The organism is Anaerocolumna xylanovorans DSM 12503, assembly GCF_900143645.1.
Taxonomy (GTDB): Bacteria; Bacillota; Clostridia; order Lachnospirales; family Lachnospiraceae; genus Anaerocolumna; species Anaerocolumna xylanovorans.
Genome location: NZ_FRFD01000013.1, coordinates 151725 through 177531, shown reverse-complemented (window position 1 = coordinate 177531; position 25807 = coordinate 151725). Strand labels below are relative to the sequence as shown.

Genomic DNA, 25807 nt, shown 5'->3' with positions numbered 1-25807 from the left:
CAAATCCTATATTATTGATTACAGATTTCCTTACTGCTCCTTCTATGTTATATGTATATGCATGTACTATAACTTTTCTTGTTGCATATTTAAATGAAACCTTTGTACTACTTTGTTGAATGATTGTCTGACCTGGCTGGAAGTCTCCTGATACGCTATCAGAATCATTATAGGTGGTCATCAAATAACCATTTGCATCATAGTAACGGTAGTATAGCCACAACCTTACTACATCTTTCGTATTGTTAGTTAATTCATAATACTCTATTGTTCCATCCGGGCTTTCGTATGCCTTTGCTCCAATGCCTTTTGAATATTCGTCCTGATATTCCAAACTAGAAAATGCTTTTACATATACTCGTATTACAGCATCTTTCCCAGCATCAATAGAATATTTTATACTACTTTGCGGAGTTCCCAATACAGCTGTAAATTTGTAATTTCCTGCCCCTGAACTTGTAGTATATCCATCTGTATTTGTCCATGATTTGACAGGGAAAGTAACGGTATCACCATTAGCCGCCACCCCAACAACAGACGCCGGAAGCCCCAACTCATCAACAGACTTTAATGTTTCTCCTGCTGTTCCGGCACAAATTGATGTCAATGCCTGAAAATATGTAATATTTCTTGTTAAATCTCCGGAGGATGAGCCTCCACCGGAACTGCTTCCTCCTCCTGATGGTGCACCTCCGCCTGAACCATTTCCAGTAGTAGTATTTGTTACATTTCCAGTACCGTCTACAGTAGCATTTTTCCCTGAATCCACATTTTGTTTATTACCATTTGGAGTATCGATAGTAACAGACCCTTTTGTATTATTTGTAACTTCTACAGACTTATCTTTATTTCCGGAAGCCACCTTACTGCCTTCTGCTCCGGCACTTAAATTAATCTCTGTATTAGAATTCGTAGATACGGTCAAAGCAATGTTCGATGTAAGCGATGTTCCATCAGCAGAAGCTCCGACAGTTATTGGAATAGATGCAGTTGAGCTTCCATTGATAGTAATAGATGTTCTTGCCTTTATTTCCACCGCCTCTACCGTTCCCGTTACGTTAATTGCAACACTAGCCTTCGAATCTACAGAAATCTTAGCAACATTTCCTTTTACATCCAGAACAAAATTTGAGTTATTATGTACGATTTGAATTTCAGCAATATCAGCATCCTCAGGAATTACTACATGTCCCGCAGATGCATCAATGATAAGCACATTTCCTTTGGCATTTTCAGTCCAGGTATCAGAAGCAATTTGATTTAGCGTAATGGACTTGAAGGTTGCATTATTTACAATATCTGCATTTGGCGTATTAACGACCAAATCTGTATCACTATAATTTCCCTTAGGAATAGTCAGTGTAATTTTTTTATCGGTCTTAATTGTAATAAGGTCATAATTTTCATGAGACAACGCTGCATCAAGGGCTTCCTGTGTCCCGACCTCAATCGTCATTAACGGAGTAACATTTACTGTCGTCTTTAGGGTATACGACTTCGCAGTTCTTGTTGATGTCTTGGGAATAACGACCTTACATGTAATTACAGCCGTACCTTCAGAAACCGCTGCAACACCACCATCAGAAGATACTGTAACAACATCCTTGTTGCTGCTTGTATACACATAGGTAGCTTTTTTATAAGTATTTTTTATATCTAATGTGACTTTTTCTCCCTGTTTTACTGAATACTTAGTCTTACCAAACTTTGGAGTAATAACTTTTACACTTGCCGTAAGAGTCTGACTCTTACCAGAAGTCACCACCTTACACTTAATGGTAGCAGTTCCATCTGATATTCCTTTTACGACCCCTTCCTGTGTCACTGCTGCAACTTTTTTATTGGTACTTGACCATTTTACCGTTGCCCCGGCATTCATGTTTTTCACGTTTAAGTTCTGTTCCATTCCTTTGGCTATTGTAACCGAAATAAAACCTAATGTTGTCTTTTGTGTTGCTGCATTAGCTTGTACACACGTTATAGGAAGACTTGTCATCAATATAGCAAGAACCAACACAAACGTATAACACTTTTTGAAACTTTTTCTTTTTTTCATAAGAATACTTTCCCCTTTATACAGCACATTTCCTGTGCAGACCATATTTTACATTATATTCTATATCTATGGAACAATCAACATAATCACACCAAATCTTCTTTCGTTAATGTTCATTTGTTCAAGACATCCCTAACTCTCCGCTTAAGCCTTTATTTAATGCGTACTCAACAGCTCACGTATTCAATAAAACACCCATTTCCAACTTTAACTAATTCAATTTCTTCTGACCAATTTTCCCATAACGCAAAAAGAGGATATCTCCTAAATTTCTTTAGAAAATATCCTCTAAATAGTGCTTTCACTATTATGTTTGTCTCTTTAACCGATTTGTAAATCTTTTTACACTCTCTGTTATGACTATAAAATTTCTTGGCCAGAAATGCTCAAATCTTTTTCAGAAGACCTGCAACCCTTGGTTTTACTGAATTTATTTATCTATGCTCTTCATAGTCGGGAAATCATTCTTGATATTTTATGTCTCTTCATAGGTCTCTATTTCCTTATTTCTTGCATGTTCTATTTGTGTTGCCAATTCATTATTCTCAACAACTCTATATAAATGGTCGTAAATCTGTCGTAAGTTGGTCGTAAATGTTAATCCGTATCTTTTTGCTGCCCTTTTTCTGTGCTTTGAATAATCCTCGAGGATTGTCTTCATCTGTCCTTCAAAATCTACGCCTTGATCTCTATCAAACGGTAGTCCCATCTGCAGAAGTTGAATTTCACTTGTATCATTATACATCAAGTTAGTCTATTGTTTTGGTTCTTTTAACAGCACCACTTTTGTGGTTTATTGATGTAACTTATGCTTTCTTAAATTCACTTATGATTAAGCTTTTTAACGACATTATGGTTACTGTGCATATGTCCATGTATGTGGTAGGCGCTGCTGTAGAGTTTTGTCTATTCCAGCAGCGGATAGTGACAAAACACAATCTCCGCATCCCCGTCTTTCAACGTCATGAGCTGATCAACTGAAGTAAAGTATGACAGTTCTTCGATATCCTGAAGCAGATAGCTGTCATGGTTGGTTGCCTGCCGCCAGATGCTTCCTGCCGTTTAACTACTTCATGTAACATGTAAAGCTTTATCGCTGTGATTATATGACATGCCTAAGAAAATATAAGTCGTCCTTTTGGTAACCCTGCTATTTTGCCCAACTATCATAAACCGGTAACTCATTCAATGCTCGTAAAAGGTCTGTTGTTGGAGCTTTACCACTTTGGTTCCCTAAATGCTGGTCTGTCTGGGATATTCTACCCAGATAACGCTTCACCATATTGGCGGAGAAACCGTACTGGTTACGGTCAAAATAATAGGAGCATGGGTTCATAAAAAGCATACCTTATAGCCCTCATTAAAATAATGGTAGAATTTACTTTTTATTTCCCATATAATGATAACTGAAAAAGCTATTTTTTCAATAATCTTAACATTATCAAGTTGTTTTTACAAATGATTTTTAAGGAGGTACTCATGATTATTTCAAAGAATGGATTTATATCCATTGCAAACAAAGAAGAATTAGATTTACCGAAACGTTGGGACGGAATTGATTTCCATAGTTCCTTAAGCTCATTATACGAACAGTACTTCTTTATGTTAACCAGTTACATAAATCCTAAAGATCTAACTGAAATACAGACTATTTGTAATGAAATATTAAATTGTATTGATTGTTATCATAACGGCCTTCCCAATAAAGCTTTCTTGCATATGGATTTAATTATGAATATATTAATGAAGTATTCGCTAGCTATCTACAAAAAAACAGGATGGTCCGGCGCATTTGAACAAAATGATCCACTTATGTTGTATCGAATACGTAATGTTCAAAACAATATAAATTATAATCGAAAGGACATTTTTCATACACCATATAATTTACGTTCAAAGGTATCAACCTGCAGATATAGCATATCCGGTTACCCATGTCTTTATCTAGGCACCTCTCTCGAACTTTGTTGTGAAGAAGCAAAAATAGGGAGTTTAAAAGACCTGCCAATTACATCACGATTTAAGCTTGAGCGAAATCTGAATAATTTTGGTCCAGAAATTGATGTAATAGAACTTGCTATAAAACCAAAAGATTTCATTTTTGATGAACAAGATCGTAGTAATCAAAACACTAAAATAATTGAAAAAAATAAACATGGCAGAAACTTCAAAAGGCGTATTCTAAATGACATTAAGGTTATGAATAATTATTTATATTGGTACCCACTAATTGCTGCTTGTTCATTCATTAGGGTAAACAAGCAAGATCCTTTTGCTTCTGAATATATAATTCCACAACTCCTTATGCAATGGATACGAAATGAGAGTACTAATGAAAAACTCATAGGCATTCGATACTTTTCTTGTGCTTCTGAACGAGCATCGGAACTTGGGTTTAATTATGTTTTTCCTGCCAGTGGTGAAAAAGATCCCCACAATGAACAATATTGCAGAATCCTAACGAAATCTTTTAAACTTACAAAGCCCATTTATATTCATGAATTTAATTCTGTATATGATTGTGAGCTTCAACTCAAAACATCTACTGATTTTGATTATATATAGGCATTATCTGGGTGATACTCCATTATTATTTCAACTTCCAATAAGATTATATTTTTCCTGAATCCATATAGTTAAAAGTGAAATCATTTCACTTTTAACTATATGTTTCTTGGCTTTATACTTCATAATCGGTAAAACCTAATGCTTTTCTTATGTTTCTTCTAACCAATTTAAATACTTCAGATAATACATATACAAATAATGTTGAAAGAAGAAATGCGGGACCTAATATCTTATACACATAATAGCTACAATACATTAGTAATAACCAAATCCCTAATGAAATACCATATGTACAATACCTGTAAATCAGTTCATATCTTGTTAATATATCTATCCCCTTAATCAAAACAAAAGCAAGGCCACAGCATATAAAAACTATTGCCATATAAAGTACTGTCCCATTATATAGATGAAATAACTTTAATATATGATTATTATATTCCAATATATTATTTGGGATTATTATATCATCACTAAGCATTAATAGGCGGGAAATAGAATTAGCGCTTAAATAATAAATTTCTATGATCCATAACACTTGCAAAATTGTATATTCGTTTAATTTTCCCAACGTATTCGCTATAAAATCTTTCGCTTTTTCCTGCATTCATGTCCTCCCATCATAATTATCAAGTTTCAATATATCCGTTATTATATGAACACCAAACTATCTTACCCTTCTTGTAAAAAAAGTGGCTTCGACATTTTTTAATTCTATTTACTGATGGCGAGATAGAAATGGTTCCAGTTAGGTGCCACGTTATCGACCATCCTGGACGGTAACGTGGATTTAAATTTAATTCAATATTATCATTACAGCCACAGGGGCATTTAAAAGTAAAGTAATTCCACATTTCATTTTCGCCAGTAATATAGACCGTATTAGCATCAACTACATCCGGCAAATCTGTTGTTATTTTTATGATATCCGACTTTTGAATTTTAAAAATATTTAATATACGATTCATTAGTAAGCATATTTTATATTTTTTCATTATCTCTCCTTAAAAAATCAATCTTAATAAAGGGCTGATATCACCCACTCCTATATTTTTTCCAAACCAGGAGCAAGGTTTAGTGATAGGCTGCCCAACTATTCTTGGTACCATTAAGTCCACTCTTATAGCTTCATAACTTACGTTATCTTCTTCTCTAAAAGGGTGTATTCTTGCTAATATCTCAAGAACTGCCATGCTTGATGCCAGCATATTTACCGGAATAACTGCCGGACTACTTTCATGAGCTCCTATGATGTACTTTTCCTCAAGCCGTTTCGTGTATTCCTCTGGATTCTCACGTAATAATGTGGCTGCTACTAACGAATCTGTATTATATACCCCTCTACTATATAGACTAGATTCTCCTGGGATAATATAATGAATTGCTGTTGTTACTTCATCAACCCCACCATTTCCGTCAGCCTTCAGTTTCACTCCCACATCGAAATATGGTATTGAGTAATATGTCGATATCAAATTAAGCTGATGCCTACCATCCACAGAATCCATGCACCCAATCAAGATGTCACATTGTGATAGGCATCTGATTGTATTTTCTTCAGTAATAACAGTACAAAGATCTACCACTTTTGTATTAAGGCCGCTTCTTTCAATAGCTTCCTTTTGAACGGTTGTTTTCTTTTTCATTCCCTCACAATCTTTTTGGGATGAATTCAAAATTCTCCCAAGATTTTCTTTTTTAACTATATCATCATCAACTAACACCAAGGTACCGACATTCATACGATATAGCTGCTCAACAACAATGCTACCGGTACCAGATATCCCTACAATACCAAAGGTTAGATTCGAGAGTAGGTTTGTGGTCTTTGTACCGAATACCTGTTGTGTGCGAATATTAATATCTGATATATCACTTTCAATATTAGGTTTTAAATAGAAACAGACATCATTTCCAATAACAGATGTTGTATCTATCAATTCTATTTCATCCAGACTGCATACATATGTATACAAAATATTTGTTTCAAGATTAACCAGTGCCAGAAAAATTTTAGTAAAATTAATCCCTTTGCTGTCCAATATTGTTTTTATGGATGCTAAAGCATTATCCATAGAAATACTGGCATTTGCAAAAATTACGATATCTTTATACTTTAGCAGCCCATCACTTGACGATATATAATTTAGCACTTGAATGCTATCCACGACACTGAAGCTTCGATAAGTAACATCACCTTCCCAATATCCACCCCCAAGACTTGCTACTGCAAATATCTTCTCGTCGCAAATAATAGAGGTTACTTTTTCAAGCTGCTTTTGCAGAATTCTAAATCTTCTATATTCTTTCATCTACCTAACCTACCTTATCTTAAATTCTCTGGCAAGCCAATCTTCAATTGCCATAACATGAGTAATAATTGAATCATTCATCGGATCCCATTTGTTAGGACCGTCCGTAGGGTAATGTCTGGACCATCTTTGAAAATTCTTCCCATCGATATTCATACTAGTTTCTGTCTGCCTTATTATAAGTCCATCTTTTCTTTTAATATCCGGATAGAAATATACCATATCTAATCTGGCCATAGGATAGTTTGTAGGTATTTCTATGGCTGCAATAGCGTTATCAACAGTATATCCTTCCTGAATACGAAAATTAGGCAGTAAAATCCATTTACTAGCTTCTTTTACAGCTTCCCATTCAGGAAACGAAGTTCCTAAGAACTCCGTTTCCTCCTCGGGAAGATCAAATTCCCTTCGTGGATTCATCTTTAACCCTCCGTTTGATCGCGTGATATATAGGTAAACTTTTCAATTCCCGGCTTCAGAAATGATACAATCTGGTCAAGCTTAATTTCTTCGTAAATACCACCATGTAACTTCATATCAAGCTTATAATTTTCCGGGGGTATAAGTCCGGCCAATTCACATATTTCTCTACCGGTCATTTCCTCTACGTTTACTTCATACACCTTGTTTTTAACCTGAAACTTGTACTTGGCACCCTTCGGTGGTTTCTTCTGTTCTTTTGCGTACTCCGCTAAATCAATTACCATTGTTTCATTATTTTCCATAAAATTGCCTCCATCTTATTAATTAATAGGTTTCTATTTCTATAAGTTCTCCCTTGGAGCTTCTAACCGTATCCTTTTATCCTCATGCTTTATCCTTTCCGAGCACAAAAAAAACATCGGTCACAATTCCGATGCTTTTTAACGCTCTATTCTTATAATAGTCATGAATTTTTTCAAGTGTGTAAAATACATCGTATCTTCCACACAGGTCATGTCTTCATCATTAACTTTAAACCATTTTTCGGCATCAACTTCACCTGTTGCCTGCCCATCTTGCATTGATTTTCTTGTTATATCACTACATGTGATACAATCTTCCAATGTGAGCTTTAATTCCTTTGAGCGTATCTTCCATTCCAGTCGTTCTCCATCATGATAATATATCGCAACCTCATCAATACAATTCTTAATTAATGCGACCGCTGCTGCTGATAGTGATGTTTCATATTGCTTTGAAACTTTCTCAACCAATTTTGAGGAGACATCCTCAATTTTAAGATATTCCTGTAATGCTCTATGTGGCAGAAGCAATTCCGAAGCAAAATCATTTGCTTCCGTCTCTATCATATTACTTGTCTTTAGTTCATTCATCATATCGTCAGTACAACTATGGCGGCCTTGGTGCATAATCAAATGACCAAGTTCATGGGCTATGGTAAATCTTTTCCTTCCATTATATTCAATATTAGGATCAACCGCAATCAGCCTATGTAAACCTTCCGCTTTGCATGCTCCCATTATCTTATCTCCAAGGAAGCACTCTCTGTAACGAATATTCATATTATCGATTATTTGAAACAAATTTACTTTTGCAGATATTTCATAATTATATTGACTTCTTACCTCGTTAGCCTTGGATATTGGATTACTGATTATTCTTTTACTCTTCATCAGGGAAGTCCTCATCAAATAATTTATCAATAATATCTGAATTTAGGTCGGCACCTTTCTCGCTATGGAAATTAGCTACCTTGCTATAACCATAATACTCTTCCTTATATTCATTCAATTTTGAAAAGATTGATTTAAACTTATCTGTCGCTTTTTTGCTACTTGTAAGTTCGACAAACTTTGCCAATTCGAGGAACTCTTCTCTATCTGCCGTTTCCACCTCATTGCTAAAGTCATACAGATTAACCTCTTCTCCATCGATAAGCTTATCTGAATATATACTTAAAGCCTTTTCAAGTTGAAGCATATTAATTACCTCCTACATTCATATATGTCCTAAATAGCTATTTACCGTCGCACTAATTATAGACTTTTTGAAAATTATTTTTAAGTGCCCTTATCGCCCTACAGTACATTGATTCCACCGCTTCTTCTGATTTCCCGGATATTTCAGCTATTTGTTTCGTTTTCATTCCATTCATTTTCAACTGTAATACCATTTTATGATCCGATGATAACCCAGTAATTGCTGTTTCTAATGCCTGACGTTGCTCCTCCTCAATAATAATATGCAATGGATTCTTATTAAAGAAATTGTCAGAATCGTCAAGTATTTCATCTTCTTCGCCTATTACTACTTCTATAGCATTACTTCTCTTTTTAATACGATAGAGTTCTTGTGTTTTAAGCTTTGCAATGCCTATTACATAAGTTGTAAATTTACTATTACCATTATAATAACTTAATTTTTCAATGCTTTTTTGCAATACATCTTGTATTATTTCCTCTTTATCATCTTCTGAAATTATTGAATTATTTGTTCTACTATAAACATATTTCGTCAGCATGGGAAAAACTTCTGCATATAGTTGTTCGCCCGCTTTTGTTTCACCAGTCAAATATCTATGTACCAAGTTATAATCATCTTGATATTTTATCTGCATTAAGTCTCCTCCTCTGTTTCTGTGGAAATTATAGTAATACTAGGACTATGTCAACTATGAATACCCAGAAAATTATTGTGGAATATATTTGCTCGATTCAGGATTTATTTTCCTATATTGTAACACTAAATCCAATTAATTGGCAATAAAAATCGCCCTTACAATACATTGAGTTTTGATCAGCTGTTAGTGTCCCGTTACCGGCAAATAATGATGAGCATGAAGCGAGTTTCTCAACAGAGAAATGAGCCATGCGAAATAAGCTAAAGCCCATAATAAAAAGCGCCAAACCCACGACCTTTCGGTCATAAGCTGACGCTCGTTTACTCGGTATTCTTTTGCAAAAGAATATAGAACTTTTGAAAAGATTTTGTCGTCCTCTAAAATTGTTCATTGTAAATATAACACACTTGTTTTAGGGTTAAAAGAACATTATAGTCATCGATGGTAATCAGTTTGTAATCAATAATCTAATTTATCCTTCGCCCAAATAGGTAAAGCAACATATTTTCCATCCTCATAAATTGTTTTTACGATGATTGGATTAATCGAAATCGTGTCATTCCTTCCAAAACTTAATTTACCTAATGAAATCTTTTGAGGAAGTCCGTTCTCATTTATTTTACAAAGACGTTTTTGCGGATCACCTAATAAATGGAAGAAAATCTCTCCTGAATACTCTAAAATCCCGTCTTTCATACTTGCACCATCATCTGGATAAGCAATCACCCAAACTTTTTGTCCATCATTCTTTTCAAAACAGAAAAGATTATTTTGATAAAAATTCATATATTCACATAGTTTATAAAAATTGCTAAAATACCGCTTATCTCGAATACCCATCTCATTCTTTTCCAATTCGTCAAATCTGTATGATCCAATAAGCAAAAAAATAAGCGATATTGTACTTTCTCTTATATAATCTATTTTGCTCCAATCATGAATATTATCTTTATGGGTATAACCATTTCTAATAGTTACATATTCAAATATTTTTTTCTTCACATATTCTTTTGCTGGAGCAGATAATTCATCAGATAATATATCCAAATTATCTTCATAAAAATGTGCCATTGAACCAATAGTTGTATCAAGATAGTCCTTCTTTGAAATCGTTCTATCGCAAAGGGCATCAGTCAAATCTGAACGATTTTTTTTAATATTTCTTCTAGGGTTATCATCTTTACGCAAACAAATCAAACTGTATAAAAGTTGTTCAATAGTCTTAAAATAACTGATACCTATTACTGTCAAATCAATCGCCTTGGCTTTTTTCATCGAATTGTAAAGCCACTCAGCAGTAATAAAGCTTTCAGCAAACTCACGCTTTCCAAGCATTATCGAATACAATTCATTCTTGAAGGAACTCTCTATCAAGCCAAAATTTTCATTATCCAACTCTGCAATGTTTTTACTTTGCGTAAATCGTCCAATTAATATACTAGCGTAATCCTTTGTTAACAAGTCATGTTCAACTATTCTTCTAAAGTCAATACTTGCTCTCGGAGTCAATGACTTAACACAAAAATAACTTAAATATTCCTTCACCCCACGCAAATACTCGTTAAACTGGTTTTCAAATATACTATATGAATCGCTTCCAAACTCTTTTTCCCAAAACCATTTAAATGAGTAAAAGTTATGTCCACGTCCTGGATCACTCTCATCATCATTGTGATTAATAATTTGAAGGTAAGCGTAATCTTGAACTAAAAATATGTACTTACATTTATCAGACTTGTACCTTTGTAGGATTCTTTCTGTGTTTTCCCCGCCTTCATTTTTCCACAGATTATCTTTCATTACTTGCTTAAAAATATATAAATTCCTGGTATTATAATCAGATATTGCAAACACTATTGGACGCAATAATCCACAGTCTTCATCCACATCAAATATAACCTCATGTGGTCTTCCTTGATTTGCCATCTCATTAGAAATATTTTTTGCAAGACAATTAAACGTTACCAATCTAATATATTCATATATATCCATATACTTATCAAAATCATTATCTTCTAATTTCAAAATAGAGTTCTGCCTAACAATACTAAGGCCCAATTCCGTTTCCTCTGGTCTTGCAGCATGAACATTTCTATAACTCGTTATAGCTTTTAATGCATTCTCCATAAAACCGTTTTCCACAACTCACTTCTCCTTTCAAAAAGAGCGCACAGATTACTCTGTACGCTCCCCCGCTGGTTAGTCCTGCGGTGCATCGATGTAGTATTTTGCAACTACACCTGCAGCAGTTACAGCTAATGCTGTAACAAGATCGAGAACAAATTTTACGGTTCTAGCATTTACCTTCATGGCAAATACCTCCTTATATTAAGTAGTAGACACCCTATGTGCCCCTAATCCAACCGTAAAACCAGCAGATATATTATATCATTGTTTACATAAAACCGAAACAGTATTTTATTCACAGACTTTTGTTCTTATTCATTCATAAATCTGCTTCTGAAAAATAAATGATTTTAAGTATTCACACCAATTCTCAAGCAACACTTCCACGAATACCATGAATGTCAATCCCACGAACAAAGCTACGCATACACCAACTGTTATTCCTACACATACCTATTGTTATTTTACTAACATCCCAATTCCTCCAGTTCATATCGTTATGGTCTGCCACCCTGACACTCAGGATACTTTCTTAACCACACATCATGTTCGTTTGCATGATCTTATTTCCACAATTCAGACACTCTATATCATAAAACCATTGTCCATTGCCCGTTCCGGGCATAGATGTCTTTCCATTGTTTCTCTGACTATTTTTATTCACATATCCTCTTTCAGTACTGTTCTTAATAGTTCCTTCTCTCTTAGATTGACTATTCACCTGACAACTCGGACATTTCTTCTCGTAAATATTACTACCATTCGCATGGTACTTATGTCCACAATTCAAACACTCCATATCATAAAACCATTGTCCATAGTCTGTTCCTGGCTTCGATGTTTTTCCATTGTTTCTCTGATTGTTTTTGTTGATATATCCAGTCTCTGTTGTACTCATAATTTCAATCTCCTCCTTTTGATAATGCATATTCTCTTTATATTCAGTACCTATATCTGTGGTACATACAATTCGCTGCTCTTTCGGTATTTTCTTTTTATTGCTCTTTTCACTACACTTCACAATAACCGTCACCAAAATTATCGCAGCTATAATCCACCCATACTTCGTAATAACTCCAATTACAAGTATCATTGCTATCGGTGCTGCAATCTGGTCCACTTTATATCGATACCGATTTTCCTGATATTTTCTATAACGTCTATATGATGAATCCATCTACTTCGCCTCCTAACTAAATCAAGAAACTATCTTTATATCTACGCAGTACATCCTCAACTTCCTTCCATATCCATACTCGTTCCCCGTCGTCTTCAAAGACTCTTCCGTGACTTTTCGGTCCGTCAATTTTCATCTGTGAATAGTTGTTTTTAAAAGTCGGTACGTATAATTCTGAGCGTTCCTTTTTACTACACAATAATTCCATTGTATCCAGTGTTACCTCTCCGGTGGCCTGTTCAGCCTCAAAAAAAGCTCTTATAATCTTATGATTATACTGGTTTGGCTTTAATGCCCAAACCGGAATTCTTTGAGCTGCCTTTCTGTAATAATCTATTTCACTGTCTGCACTTGGCTTCTTTATCGTATTTGGACTATATTCGTGCGATGCTCTTTCAAATGTTTTTGCAATATATGCTCGCATACAATTTTCTACAGCATCATCCTCATCTTCATTCGTAAGGTGCAATGCGATACAGAACTTCTCATAAACATCATTATCTAGTGAAAATGTAATCTCTTTCTTCATTGATTCATCATTCCCTTCTCTTCTTATTTTGTATTATAATTAGTCGCTTAGTATTTGTCAATACTAATTATACTAATTTATTAGTTACTAACTTTAACAACTTGAACTCGCATCCGTACTCACAGGCTGTAAGTCGGAAGGCTCTCATTTTAATCACATCCATTAATCTCTTCCGTCCGGTACCCTTAGCCTAGCACAGGTTCTCATACTGTCAACATATCAACATTTCTCTTAATATCCGCACTTTCCCCGAAAATAAAAAACACTCCCAAGATTTCTCTCAGGAGTATTCTACTCTCTTCCGGTAAAACTCTTATTTTTATTGCTTCTAATTTCCTTTTGGATTACAAGTCAATCAATTCCATGACATAGCATTCTGCAACATTTGCATACGTGATTTGATTCTCCCGAAACACTGATAAATACTATTTTTACTTCTTCAGCACCTTCATCGTTGGGAAATCATTCTTGACATTGTAAATCCTTTTATATGTCTTCATATCCTTATTGCTTGCATGTACTGTTTTCTTGTCATTTCAATATTTTAACTACTCTTTATAAATGGTCGTAAATCTGTCGTAAGTTGGTCCTAAGAAAATTTAAGGATTAATAATAAATTTGGATGAATTCCTATTAATAGTCATTTTATCGCCAGATTCGGCTTCAAATATCATAGCTATTCTCTTATTATATAATACATCTTTCCATGCAGGATTATTGTCTGCGAGCATTTCCACTATCTCTTTTATACTCTCTTCGTCAAGTTCAGTTAATTTTTTTGATAAAGTAAACCAAGTTAGCTCTGTTGATATTTTATCTACAATTACTGCAAACATATTTCTCTCTTCCATTATTCATTCTCTCCTTCCATCTTATTCATTTTAAATTTAACAAGTCTTTGAGCCTTGAAGTAATCCTCGAAGTTAATCATTTCTGACTTCTTTAACTCCTTTGTTGCATCAGTATAAATTTGAAGTGTCGTCTCTGCATCTGCATGACCTAATATATCCTGCATAGCCTTGATGTTAACTCCTGCTTCGCACATTCTTGTTGTGAACGTATGTCGGAGAGAATGATTACTGAAGCGAGGTAACGTTACAACTTCCTTATCTTTTGCATTATCTAAGACCTCATAATTACAATCTCTAATAATACGTCTCAATGCTTTGTTAAGTGTTCCTTGGTGTTGTACACCGCCAAACCGATTGATAAAGATAAAGTCTGTATATCCATCAACAGTTGCCTCGCAAGTAATTTCGCATTCCTTTTGGTATTCTTTTTCCATTATAAAAGCTTCTTTAACTTTTGGCAGCATAGGAATTATTCTTTCTCCGGCTTTTGTCTTTGGAGTATTTACGGCAAATCCACATCTTTCCGAACCTCCCTTGTCAAAATATACGAGTGTATGATTTACACTAATTGTTTCTTCTTCCAAATCAATGTCGCACCAACGTAAACCGACTATTTCGCCGACACGCATCCCTGTCCACATCATAACAATAAATATAGGATACCATCTATGATACTTCCCATTCTTACTTAAATATTGTTCAAACAATTCCTGCTCAGGTACAGTCAAAGCCCTTCTTTTTTCAGAATCAGCATTGTGGGCTCTTTTTAGTTCCTTTAAGGCATTATCACTGGGATTATAGCGCAAATACTCATCTTCGACACCTAATTCCAGCACTTGATGCAGTACTGTATGTATATTATCAATCGTATTTGCCTTAACATGCTGTGTATCTGCCAAATAATTATAAAAGGCTCTAACATCTGATCGTTTTAAATCAACTATATGCATTTCGCCAAAATCGGGCTTCACAAACTGTGTGTACATATATTTGTAATTCTGAAATGTATTAAGCTTTAAACCCTTTTTCAGCTGCACCCACCGGTAATATAGATCATTAATACTTAGATCGTTCTTGTCTGCTCTAATGCCATCTAAAGCATCTCTAAGTACATCGATCTCTTTATCCCTTAGTTCATCAAGCGATTTAGCGTAAATGGAATGTCGTTTTCCTCGTTTATCTCTCCACTTATACTCATAAGTTCCATTAGTTCTTTGATGTTCCCCATCTTTTAGAACACGTCCTTTATCATCTTTACGCCTCTCTACGGCCATAAGTCCTCCTTTGGCATAGAGGACATTTTCAGCACTATACTATACTAATTATGTCCTCTGAGCCATTTGTGATTTGTATTCAATATTAAATCGAATACTCTTTTTCTAAATACTCATCGAATAATTTCCGCTTAATTAGCCGCTTACTTCCACACCATAGAACAAAGCGACAATTTGTATCGTCCGTAAGATATCTGAGCCTATTGATACCGATACCAAAATAGGCTGCTGCTTCTTCAAGTGTCAGATTCGACTTTTCCCAAACCGGGACTTCTTTCTTCATAATAAAATCTTAGGCGAGGACCCCACTATTTTAACCGTGGCAGGTGCCGCCATCCTCCTTTCTTTAAGAAGTACAAAATACTTGGTGAACATTATCTATAAAACTGTTCTATACTTATTATGTGGAAAGATAAGTTCATCAAGTTGTCATTAAATCTCCTATTCTGAATTATTTGTATTTATTAGTATTCGAAAGGCTATATATCTATTATGTGACCATGTCATGTTCTTCATTTTTTGTGAGAAAACGAATTAAATCAATCAAACTTTATGGTTGTGTGCTTTTATGAAAAAAAGTAATTGCAATGTCCTTTCAATTGGTCATTTCACTCTTTCTGCAATATAATAAACAAGTTCCTTTTTTCTCTGTTACACCACAACGAAAAAGATCAGCCCGAAAGCTGATCTTTTTTTAATCTTTATTTCAAATTAAATACTTGCTTTTACTACCAAGTTATATTTTTCGATATATATATGCAGATATTTTCACGGTTCTCATAAATGTAATGAAATAATGCTCGTCTTGTCATATCCTCACATTTCTGCTCAATTATTCTCTGAAACTCCAATTTAATTACTTCACAGGTATTATCACCCTCGTACTTCCTAATAGACTCACCAATAATTTTTCCAGACCAATACGGATCCAACGCATCAATTATTTCTTTAATCTCCAATTTATGTTGTTCAATGTTCTCAAGTAACATTCTTTTCCAATTATCTCTCTGTTCTCTTTTCATATAACTCGAATAAATTTCTTGATATTCTACAGAATTCAAATCAGACAATGCAGCTAATTTATCAATTGCATTTACACTAGTAAGAAGATCCTTTAACACATCAAACAACAATTCTCTCCATTCATCATCTTCCATATTATCTAAGTTTTCTTTTATGTAAACAAGATCATTATGTATATTTTCTAAATTTTTTAACTTATTATTCCCAATATCTTCATACCAATAACGGCCAATTTTATCTTCTATGTCCTTATTTAAAATACTCTCTTCGATTAATTTGGGGAAATCACACGACAACCATTTCTGTGCAATTCTTTCTACTTCTATGATAGCTTGTTTTTCCGCTTCTTCTCGCTTAACATGTATCAATATTTTATCCGTATCTTTGTCTTTTATCACAAGTTCTACCACTCTTAAACGTTCATCAGCCTTCTCAATAAATTTTCCAGCAGAATTGCCTTCTGTCACCAACAAAGTTCTTGTAAAATACGGACGTCCTTTTTTATAAGTATCAATACCTAAATGAAGATTTTTTCCATTGAGTCCCTTCAATAACAGGTATTTGACTTTTACCTCAGTCTGTGGAATCTTACCACCTGGATAAAATAAGTATTCACAATTTTTTATTATTGTATCTAAACACGCCATACTGCATATCCTATCTTCATAATCTTTATATGCATTAGGATTAACAGATTTAACTGCCGCGAGGTCGATGTTTCCACTTTCAATCTCGCTGATGAATCTTGTTCCATCCATTGGAACATCTTCATATATGTGATCAATTCCAGAAATATGAAATATTTCAGTTGTATCTCGGAAAAAAAGTTTTACAGTTTCACCGTTTTTTAATGTAAAAATGAATATTCTCTTGCATAAATAGTTTTCATAAAATTCTTTTAACAGATCTAATGAAATTTCTGCTTCCGCTGGAATATAATTAATATCAATTAAGTCTCCTACAGTTAACAACTTTATCCTCCTGTATATGAATAAAGGCTTGATTCCTAAGAATCAAGCCCATACGTTCTTCATGATGGATAGCTGACAACATATCACCTATTGCCGAGCGTTCATGGTATATTTTAAGTCCCCCACTAGGGAAAGAGGTGCTACCCAGTTGAGCCTCCCAAAAGATTTCTCTTTTCACTTATAGTATATGCAAAAACAATAAAAAATGCAAGAAATATTTTTACTATTCATAATTAATAATTGAAATAATCATAATTTCCCATTGTCACCACATGTAGGATTCACTGCTACACAAAGTGTAGCAGTGAATCCTACATGTGTCAAGAGTACAATTTAATTAATTCAAAAGTGAAAATTTAAAATAATTCCACTCCTCTTTTATCCATAAATTTATTACTATTACAAGAGTACGAATTTATATTATTTCTAAATCTTTGTTCTATATCTATCCGATTATCTTCTATTTCCTGTGATAATAAGAAATATGTCTCAATATGTGGAATCGCAATAATACGTCTTTCCATATCATTTTTATAACTCGAAATTAAATGGCAAGGTGTGAATTCAATTTTTTTACTTCTCATATTACTTTCAATCTGACTAAGTTTTAATATATCTGATTCTACATAATCTGATATTGGTTTCGAACTAAACACTCTAGAAGGCAAATTATCTGGAAAAAAACCGCATTTTACAATATTTTTCTCGTAAGTTTCATAGTGATCTCCTTAAAATAATACAATTACATTCAGCTAAACTTCTTCCTTTTTTTCCTTAATCCACTTTTGTATATTTTCTACATACTTTAGCCAATTTTCATTTTCCGCAACAACTTCCATAATATCATAGTAAACATCCTTTCCAGTTCCCATCTGCTCTTCAATTTTTCCAATCCACTCATGACTATTGTTTACATTTCTTATTTTTTTTGCACATGTGACACATTCTTCTTCACTGTCCATTGCCACAAGCATTGAATGTATATATTCTTCGGGAGGTGTATTCTTAGGCAACTCAAATTGTACAATTATTGAAAGAGCTTTTTCTATTTTATCACCGTGTTCTTGCTCTGTTCCAGACAATACGCTTTGTAAACGCTTCTTTTTTTCTTCTCTTGTAATATATTTATCCCCATCAGTTACTACCAAAAACTTACTTAATTCTTCTCCATCAAGGACTTTTCCAGCCGCTACTGTAAATGCATTTTCTATAGCTCCATAACAAATAATATTTATGTATTTTCGCATTTTGAGATCTTTTGCCACTTTACTAACAATAGATTGCGCTAAATAGTCTTCTACATAAATTGAAAAGGGCTTTTCAGTTTTCCCACTTAACTCATATAACAAATCCGGATTTACTGTATTATATACAAGTATTTTACCATCTTTATGATCTAAATACTTAATATCTGCATATTGTTCAAGATCAAGCATTTCCATTGAATGTGTAGAAAAAATAATTTGTAATTTTTTGGTGCATGCAATATCTGACAATATTTCGATTAATTTTCTAAATGCATTTGCATGTAAAAGCAAATCAATTTCATCTATAAGAATCATTGAATATTGATGTGCATTATATACCGTCTGTAATATCTTAATAACTCGTTGCTCTCCAGCTCCCATACTCAAAGCAGAATAATTAATATTTGCTTTTGTTCGTACACCAATATAATTTTTTTTTCGTGTTTCATGAAGCATTAATTCTGCATAATCTTTTTGCATTATATAGGCTGCATCTGTTACTATTTTTTTCACATGTTTTTCGGTTATATTTTTTGATATATAATTAATAAACGATGTGCTTTTTTCTATTTCAATTTCAGGAATACAAGACGTAATTCCAATATAAAATACATCCCTCTCTGGCCGATTACTATATCTTGCCCACCGATAACCCTTTTTTTCATATTTTTTTTGGGTTACTTCTCCCAAATTTTCATCATAATTTACTACAGTAAACGAACTCCCCCTCCAATTTGCATCCGGAGTTGGAGTGAAAAATTCACTAAATACATAATTTTCTCCTTTTTCAAATGGCATATATACACATGCCAGAGCGTGAAGAATAGTAGATTTTCCCGATCCATTTACGCCCATTAGTGCTGTCAAATTTTTTTCGAATTTTAACTCTAAATCATTTAATCCTTTGAGTTTTTTAATATAAATCTCTTTGAGAATTAGCTTAGAGAAAATAATATTGCTGTTTTTTTCTTTGTTTTCAATAGTATTCCCTATACTCTCAGTGTTATTTTTTATTTTATTAATGTTATCTATCAGAATTAGTATTCGATCAGCAATAGCACTTACTATATACACGTTAGATTCATTTGCAATCTTATTATACATACGTCTTTTATTTAAACAGAAATTATAATCCATATCAGCAAGACCTTTGAGATTTGCTATTTCATTATGTGTAAATCTCCTTGGTCCAATAGAATCAACCAAGTAATTTTCATATGCTCTACCTAAATATACATTCTTTGTTTCTTTCAATTCATTAATTTTTTTTACATATATCTGTCCTGCTTCCAAATCCTTGATCGGAAAATTATTTACTCTATACCAGCTCTCTGCATTGTCGATTTTTTCAAAAGGCAACTCATTAACAGCTTCAAAATAAACTGTCTCTGGGAATTCGAACTTCTCATACGATAAATTCAATATTCCAATGAAATATCCTTGCTTTCCCACAACTGGATAACCCGAAAAATTCATCTCATCATAAATTTGATAAAAAACTTCATATCCAAGTGTAATATAATTTGACATATAGGATTCCAAATTGTACTTAATATTAGCAATAATATGTACCGGCACTTCAATCAGGAAAAACTGTGGCCTTTTTTGTGATATTATATTATATATCACATGATTAATATCTCTATTATTATCAAATTTTCCTTTCCTAGCTACTGAAAATGCTTGAATGGCGTAATTTGCTATAATTATATCAACATCAGGTAAATTGCTTGAATCAATTTCCAGAATGTCACTATTAGTAACTTTATCTTTTGCAGTAATTTTTTCTAATATTTTGCAATTTTCTGAATCGTTATCAATCACTTTAACAACATCAAATCCCTTTTTTTGAAAAGCATGCACCTTTCCACCTAAACCACCATTTAAGTCTAATACTCGTTTTCCAATCATAATCTTTCTTCTCCTAGGTAACTATAATTTACTTTCTCCTTAAAGCAGATAATGTTTTTTCATTATATTTCTAACAAAAAATCTATTTTCTAACCTATTCGGTGTATCATTCATATGTATACTTGTTTTAACTCTGGATTTATTAAAATATCTTTTCTTTCATCTTTATTCATATAACAATAATTACACTTCCCAGCTCCTCGTTTACCTATTACCTGAATTCACATATACTTTATTTCATTAATTATTAGCGGAAATTTATTCGTTCTGACAAATTTATTTTACCATATTTAGTTAGCATAACAAGCTATATTTGGAAATATTACATATTACAACCAAATAATCCGGATTGTGTTTTCTCATAATTAAGGAACCCGTAATCACGTCTATACAATTTAATTGCAACAAACAAAGAATCTCTTCAATTATTTATAGAGAGTATATATCCGAACCATTTGGCTAAAAAGGAGTTAGTAAAATTTAATTTCTCACAAAATGATGAAACAGATTTTTTCTTACATAATAAAAATATAATTGAGAAAGGATGATTTTTATGGATAACCAGAAAAATATTAAAAGATTTGAAAGTCTCTTAGAAAAAGTTAATCGGAATGGAGTGAACGAACTGATTAATTACATTAGAACGGATACAGACTTTTATTCTGCTCCGGCATCTACGCAGTTCCATCTTGCATGTGAGGGCGGTTTGTTGCTTCATAGTCTGAATATATATGATTTTTTGGCTATTAAGAAGCTATGTCTCGTGTGGAATAAAGTTCTTAAGGATATTTCAGATGAAAGTTTAATTCTTGTTGCACTTTTGCATGATTTGTGTAAGGCCAATTTTTATACCAAAGGTACAAGAAATCAAAAAACATACGATGCAGACAAAGTAGCAGCTGCACCAAAAGGTGAGGTGAAGCATGATGGTATGGGTGATTTTATCTGGGAAAGTGTAGAAAGGTATGTAATCGATGATAAAATGCCTTTAGGACACGGAGAAAAAAGCGTAATACTCATAAATCGGTTCATCAATCTAACAACTGATGAGATTATGGCGATTCGTTGGCATATGGGATTTTCTGAGGAAAAGTCTCTTTATCCGAGTCTAGGAAAAGCCATGGAGGAATATCCACTCGTATTAGCACTCCATGAAGCTGACCTTGAAGGGTCCAAAATTATCGAAGGCCCCTTTGGAAACAAAGCAGAAGCGAATGATATTTTGCTAGAGATAGTAGAACGTCCAGCTCAAAATAATGACAATGACGAACCGAATCCTTTTGACTAGCCAAGTATCAGCGAATAGAACAAATAGAGACAGGGAATTCTGATATGAGTTCCCTGCCTTATTATTCTAATGCATTTATTATTCATTACTTGTTTTCGTTTCTATCATAACATTAAGCCTGCTTCAAAGGTCTTACAGTGTCATCGCACCTTCCCATTTAAATAATTTTTCTTAGTTTCGCTATTTCTTCTTTCATTGCCCTATTTTCTTCAATTATCTGATTGTACTCATCAATTGTAAGTATGTAATGGCTGTAATAATCATATTCTCTCACTGCTCTAAAGCCATCGTGCGTTGGTAATGCTTTTAGCATCTATTCCGCCTCCTTAAGATTTGAGATAAATCGGTAACTACTTTAAATGCGCTATAATGGCTTTTAATTTTACCATCTTCGCCTGCAATAATAAGTTATAATCTCTTCAGCCTGTTCTTCCGTCAAGCCATCTTCTCCACCTGTATAGCCATGCGCCGACTGTCGTACTTCATCCTGCAGACAGTCAACATACAGAACATCCTCTTCTACGCCTTTTTGTAGAGCATCGATATCTTTTTGCAGCATTGGCGGAATGGTATAGTCTGTTTTTAGTTGTGTGAATTCTGGCATTTTCACTCGCACCGGTCTTTCTGGCACGCCATGGGTATATTCAGAACCTGTTAATTTATTCTTGAGTTGGATCTTACCTTGAGCGTCATCTATTGCCTCTTGTAGCCCCTGTATAATACTCTCGTACATTTTCCCCATAAGTCATCTCCCATTTCTATGAACTATATCTCCTCATTAATGTATCCCATTGATATGAGCTGATTCGTCCACCCATGCACATTAACTTTGCACCGATATCTATTGATTGAACGCAGTTATCATATTCTCCATACCTTCCGGCAGCATCATACTCTTCTGCTTCCTTTAAGAGCTCAATATAATCTGGTAATAATTTTTCGAGAAAATCAATTTCGACTGAATAGTCTACGTACGTACATTTGTACTGATCCTTCTTAATTATTAATCACATGATGATTTTAGTGGAATATTTTCATGTATCTCGCATCCTAAATATATATCATTAAGGCGCACATTAGATACATCGTAGCCTTTTTCGTTTAGTTTCTCCTTATACTTTGTTGAAATAGTGGTACATGTGTTTATTAATCTGTCCATGCTACATTTTTTATCGAAATCTGTTTGTAGCATATAGACAGAACAATCATCTGGTAAAGGATCTGCGTACATAGTGGATGCGTTATCTACAAATATGACACTGTACCCGTTTAGCTCCGCGGCTTTTTGGACATCTATTCTGCCTTTCTTCCTTACATTCATAATAAATGTATACTTCTGATTTTTTACAACAAGATCCCCAGGGGTAATCATCTTATCGTTGCCATAGATATCTTTAATCATCATCGGATAAATCAACCTCCTCGTCTTCATATGTCTCAGTTCCTATGTATCATTATAAATTATTGGTTCTTTTCCTTCTCGGAAAAATTCACTAGGGTACAAATTATTTTGAGAAACTCAAAATAATTCGTAGGGTAATCTACATCGTATAATATTTTAAGTACATATTCCTTCTTATCTAGTCATCTTGTTTCTGTTTCTTTTTCTACCAGACGAACAGTAACCACACTAGGCGCTTCTGTCCGGTGAATAACTAACGTAGGCACTTCATCAATCTGCATAATTCTTGCCCAAGGATCTATTTTTAGCGCTTTTTCACGAAGATATTTTAGAAAACCTGAACTGGAGCGATAAGTCTGTATTTCTTGTTTCCTCATAAAACTATCATATTCGTTTTTCATAATCATAATCATTTTGCGTTTTCTAAGCATATCGGTTTACTCCTTCCAACTTCCTCTTTGCTCTAATCAATTATCTGATGTAGCAGACCCATCTTTAATTACACCCACTTTTCAAATTTCTAAATTATAAGCTCGAAACATTATTACCAATCTTTTCCCTTAAAAGCTTGTCAAGAGTAGGTCTGCTGATATTCAGTGTTTTCGCAAAGGCAGCCTTTGTCAGTTCCCGTTGCATATACTGATTGTGACACCGATTCCAAATTTGGTCGTCAATTTTCTTTACCTGCTCACCCTTAAACTTACCCTCTCTTTTCGCAATGGCAATTCCTTCGGCTTGCCTTTCAAGCATATTCTGTCTCTCAAATTCTGCAATGGCACCAATCATCGTAAGCATCAGTTTTCCGGTTGGTGTACTACTATCAATGTTTTCCTTATTACTTACGATATGAACACCCTTTGCTTTTATTTTTTCATTAATAGATAAAAGATCTTTCGTGCTTCTAGCCAGTCGTGAAAAATCATGTACGTAAATCGTATCTCCTTCCCTGACATAATCCAACATTGCCTGTAGCTGTGGCCGGTTCGTATCCTTGCCACTGACTTTTTCAGTGAACCACTTTTCGATATTATGCTTTTTAAGTGCTTCGACCTGACGGCCTTCATTCTGTTCTACTGTCGATACTCGGATATAAGCCACATTCATAAAGAATATTTCCTTTCGTAAAATTAATCTTAATCTACGTTTACATCTTGTAAAATGATTGTAGTTTTGAGTTTGTATTTACATACTTCATGGTACTACCATCTGTAAATTCCATGCATACTCTATTTTTACGCGATCATAGTAAAGTTTCCGTTTTGGCTTATGGGTTTAAATCAGAAGAAAGGATCTCATGAAATCCCAATAACATCTCCATCTTCTTTCTCAAGAGTTTTGAGCGAGAACTTTTTGTCCTTGCATAACGTATCACATTTGGCATATGGTATGTTGTTTTCTATCGAAATTTTCAGATCCCGAATGAGCGCTTCTCTTTCCTTAATCATCCGTCCCAGAATATCTTGCTGTTCATAAGTCTGGGTTACGCCGCCAAGCTGGAATTCTTCAGCAGCAGTAGGATTAAACTTGTGACTTGCCCACTCTGCAATGATCCCATACTTATTTGTTAGAATAATAAACGGAATATCGAAAAACTGCTTCAGGATGATAAATCCAATCATATACAGCGGGATCATGATTATTCCGGAGACAACGATCCCATGTTTAACATAATTTTCAACTCCAGCGTTATACTTTGTAATTGCGCTGACAAAGGAAATGAAGGTCGCTACAACAATTGGGATTGAGAATCTTCCGAGAAACGGATGATTACTACCAACCTTTGGACCAAGTGCTAATCCCTGGTATCCCATCTTTGCAGAGATAATACCGCCATCGAAGAACATGTCAAAGGCTCTAAGGATGACGTAAAGAGGCATAACAAGCCAAGAGAGCAGAAGAGCAGGGATTCTCTTACGTCTCTTGCTGTACATAGCTGCTTTTGCCGCATCTTCGTTCGTCATGAGGTTTTCTATGCCATTTTTGTGTGCCTTAAGAGTAGCGTCATACATTGTTCTTAAAGCACCTCCAGCAGAAATACTTTTTTCGAGAGCACTGATGTGAGTCAATCGTTCAATGTTAATCTGAGTCTGTTTCTTATCGCTCTTTGCAGAACCGGTAGTAGCAGATACTTTGATAGATACGGTGTTAAGCATATCATTTACATCAGTATCTTCGTTTCTTACTGCCACAGGCGTAATAGAGCGAAGAACATACTTTTTACCTTCTGTCGAATTTCTGAACTCAAGAGTTTTTTGTACCTGTTCCATCTTCCAGCCCCATTCTGAGCGTACAATCTGCCCAGTCTGAGGGTGTTGTACTTTACCGTTTAATTTGTAATGAAGACCGGCATCAGGCAGAGCCGTTATATACTCTGTCGGCCAGATTTCGAGTCCTTTTAAGAAATCGCTGTGTTCCATATCTTGGGCTTGTGCCACAGTAGGGTATCCTTGTCTGGATGCATAGCTGATTATGATATTATTTGCTGCACTTGGATTCATATTGTTTCTC

27 protein-coding genes are annotated in these 25807 nt (G+C 34.2%); 2 read left to right on the top strand and 25 right to left on the bottom strand.

Annotated features, from left to right (window positions below; genetic code table 11):
• From BUF11_RS20650 to BUF11_RS24155, 3 genes are all read right to left on the bottom strand, one after another.
• Positions 1-2056: Ig-like domain-containing protein (locus BUF11_RS20650; protein ID WP_175562119.1), on the bottom strand; the 2056-nt coding region annotated here is incomplete at its 3' end.
• Positions 2057-2531: 475 nt separating this feature from the next.
• Complete coding sequence (locus tag BUF11_RS20645; protein ID WP_175562118.1) at positions 2532-2717, bottom strand: hypothetical protein; 186 nt, start codon at positions 2715-2717, stop codon at positions 2532-2534.
• Between the two features lie 489 nt (positions 2718-3206).
• A complete protein-coding gene (locus tag BUF11_RS24155; RefSeq protein ID WP_139243475.1) occupies positions 3207-3401 on the bottom strand; it encodes a hypothetical protein in 195 nt (64 codons plus the stop codon).
• Between the two features lie 134 nt (positions 3402-3535).
• Here BUF11_RS24155 and BUF11_RS20640 point away from each other — a divergent pair, with 134 nt between their 5' ends.
• Positions 3536-4621 carry a hypothetical protein gene (locus BUF11_RS20640; RefSeq protein ID WP_073590764.1) on the top strand — a complete coding sequence of 362 codons (1086 nt, stop codon included), beginning with the start codon at positions 3536-3538 and terminating at the stop codon, positions 4619-4621.
• Between the two features lie 115 nt (positions 4622-4736).
• Here the strand turns inward: BUF11_RS20640 and BUF11_RS20635 are convergent, their stop codons facing one another.
• The 16 genes from BUF11_RS20635 to BUF11_RS20560 form a co-directional block, all read right to left on the bottom strand.
• Positions 4737-5231, bottom strand: coding sequence for a hypothetical protein (locus tag BUF11_RS20635; RefSeq protein ID WP_073590763.1), 495 nt, complete (start codon positions 5229-5231; stop codon positions 4737-4739).
• 22 nt (positions 5232-5253) lie between these two features.
• Positions 5254-5619, bottom strand: a complete 366-nt coding sequence (locus BUF11_RS20630) for a DUF6527 family protein (RefSeq protein WP_073590762.1) — start codon at positions 5617-5619, stop codon at positions 5254-5256.
• Between the two features lie 9 nt (positions 5620-5628).
• Positions 5629-6936: a ThiF family adenylyltransferase gene (locus tag BUF11_RS20625; protein WP_073590761.1), complete on the bottom strand. Its 1308-nt coding sequence runs from the start codon at positions 6934-6936 to the stop codon at positions 5629-5631.
• A 9-nt stretch (positions 6937-6945) separates the two neighbouring features.
• The gene (locus tag BUF11_RS20620; RefSeq protein ID WP_073590760.1) at positions 6946-7356 is read right to left on the bottom strand and encodes an E2/UBC family protein; all 411 of its coding nucleotides are present in this window, start codon (positions 7354-7356) and stop codon (positions 6946-6948) included.
• A gap of 2 nt (positions 7357-7358) precedes the next feature.
• A complete protein-coding gene (locus BUF11_RS20615; RefSeq protein ID WP_073590759.1) occupies positions 7359-7661 on the bottom strand; it encodes a multiubiquitin domain-containing protein in 303 nt (100 codons plus the stop codon).
• 138 nt (positions 7662-7799) lie between these two features.
• Entirely contained in the window at positions 7800-8552 is a 753-nt protein-coding gene (locus tag BUF11_RS20610; RefSeq protein WP_073590758.1) for an ImmA/IrrE family metallo-endopeptidase, read from the bottom strand.
• The gene (locus BUF11_RS20605; RefSeq protein WP_073590757.1) at positions 8542-8859 is read right to left on the bottom strand and encodes a hypothetical protein; all 318 of its coding nucleotides are present in this window, start codon (positions 8857-8859) and stop codon (positions 8542-8544) included. The genes BUF11_RS20610 and BUF11_RS20605 overlap by 11 nt, the downstream gene beginning before the upstream one ends.
• Positions 8860-8911: 52 nt before the next feature.
• A complete protein-coding gene (locus BUF11_RS20600; RefSeq protein WP_073590756.1) occupies positions 8912-9496 on the bottom strand; it encodes an RNA polymerase sigma factor in 585 nt (194 codons plus the stop codon).
• A 462-nt stretch (positions 9497-9958) separates the two neighbouring features.
• Positions 9959-11641 carry a hypothetical protein gene (locus tag BUF11_RS20595; protein ID WP_073590755.1) on the bottom strand — a complete coding sequence of 561 codons (1683 nt, stop codon included), beginning with the start codon at positions 11639-11641 and terminating at the stop codon, positions 9959-9961.
• 517 nt (positions 11642-12158) lie between these two features.
• Positions 12159-12803 carry a hypothetical protein gene (locus tag BUF11_RS20590; protein ID WP_073590754.1) on the bottom strand — a complete coding sequence of 215 codons (645 nt, stop codon included), beginning with the start codon at positions 12801-12803 and terminating at the stop codon, positions 12159-12161.
• A 16-nt stretch (positions 12804-12819) separates the two neighbouring features.
• Positions 12820-13332, bottom strand: a complete 513-nt coding sequence (locus BUF11_RS20585) for a hypothetical protein (protein ID WP_073590753.1) — start codon at positions 13330-13332, stop codon at positions 12820-12822.
• Positions 13333-13931: 599 nt separating this feature from the next.
• Positions 13932-14183, bottom strand: coding sequence for a hypothetical protein (locus BUF11_RS20580; protein WP_073590752.1), 252 nt, complete (start codon positions 14181-14183; stop codon positions 13932-13934).
• The gene (locus BUF11_RS20575) at positions 14183-15457 is read right to left on the bottom strand and encodes a tyrosine-type recombinase/integrase (RefSeq protein WP_073590751.1); all 1275 of its coding nucleotides are present in this window, start codon (positions 15455-15457) and stop codon (positions 14183-14185) included. Before BUF11_RS20575 ends, BUF11_RS20580 begins: the two co-directional genes overlap by 1 nt.
• Positions 15458-15542: 85 nt before the next feature.
• On the bottom strand, positions 15543-15740 hold the full coding sequence (locus tag BUF11_RS20570) for an excisionase (RefSeq protein WP_073590750.1): 198 nt from the start codon (positions 15738-15740) through the stop codon (positions 15543-15545).
• A 445-nt stretch (positions 15741-16185) separates the two neighbouring features.
• Positions 16186-17451 (bottom strand): hypothetical protein, encoded by a 1266-nt coding sequence (locus BUF11_RS20565; protein ID WP_073590749.1) that lies wholly within the window; start codon positions 17449-17451, stop codon positions 16186-16188.
• Positions 17452-18203: 752 nt separating this feature from the next.
• Positions 18204-20609 carry a DNA cytosine methyltransferase gene (locus BUF11_RS20560; protein WP_073590748.1) on the bottom strand — a complete coding sequence of 802 codons (2406 nt, stop codon included), beginning with the start codon at positions 20607-20609 and terminating at the stop codon, positions 18204-18206.
• A 553-nt stretch (positions 20610-21162) separates the two neighbouring features.
• On the opposite strand from BUF11_RS20560, the gene BUF11_RS20555 reads away from it, so the two are divergent.
• Positions 21163-21897 carry a hypothetical protein gene (locus tag BUF11_RS20555; RefSeq protein ID WP_073590747.1) on the top strand — a complete coding sequence of 245 codons (735 nt, stop codon included), beginning with the start codon at positions 21163-21165 and terminating at the stop codon, positions 21895-21897.
• A 157-nt stretch (positions 21898-22054) separates the two neighbouring features.
• On the opposite strand, the gene BUF11_RS24525 is transcribed toward BUF11_RS20555, so the two are convergent.
• From BUF11_RS24525 to BUF11_RS20530, 6 genes are all read right to left on the bottom strand, one after another.
• Positions 22055-22210 carry a hypothetical protein gene (locus BUF11_RS24525; RefSeq protein WP_175562117.1) on the bottom strand — a complete coding sequence of 52 codons (156 nt, stop codon included), beginning with the start codon at positions 22208-22210 and terminating at the stop codon, positions 22055-22057.
• 69 nt (positions 22211-22279) lie between these two features.
• A complete protein-coding gene (locus tag BUF11_RS24150) occupies positions 22280-22639 on the bottom strand; it encodes a hypothetical protein (RefSeq protein WP_139243474.1) in 360 nt (119 codons plus the stop codon).
• 261 nt (positions 22640-22900) lie between these two features.
• Complete coding sequence (locus BUF11_RS20545) at positions 22901-23302, bottom strand: hypothetical protein (RefSeq protein WP_073590746.1); 402 nt, start codon at positions 23300-23302, stop codon at positions 22901-22903.
• 179 nt (positions 23303-23481) lie between these two features.
• Positions 23482-23730 (bottom strand): hypothetical protein, encoded by a 249-nt coding sequence (locus BUF11_RS20540; protein ID WP_073590745.1) that lies wholly within the window; start codon positions 23728-23730, stop codon positions 23482-23484.
• A gap of 94 nt (positions 23731-23824) precedes the next feature.
• Positions 23825-24403, bottom strand: a complete 579-nt coding sequence (locus BUF11_RS20535; protein WP_073590744.1) for a recombinase family protein — start codon at positions 24401-24403, stop codon at positions 23825-23827.
• A gap of 188 nt (positions 24404-24591) precedes the next feature.
• Positions 24592-25797, bottom strand: a complete 1206-nt coding sequence (locus tag BUF11_RS20530; RefSeq protein WP_073590743.1) for a hypothetical protein — start codon at positions 25795-25797, stop codon at positions 24592-24594.
• Between the last annotated feature and the right edge of the window lie 10 nt (positions 25798-25807).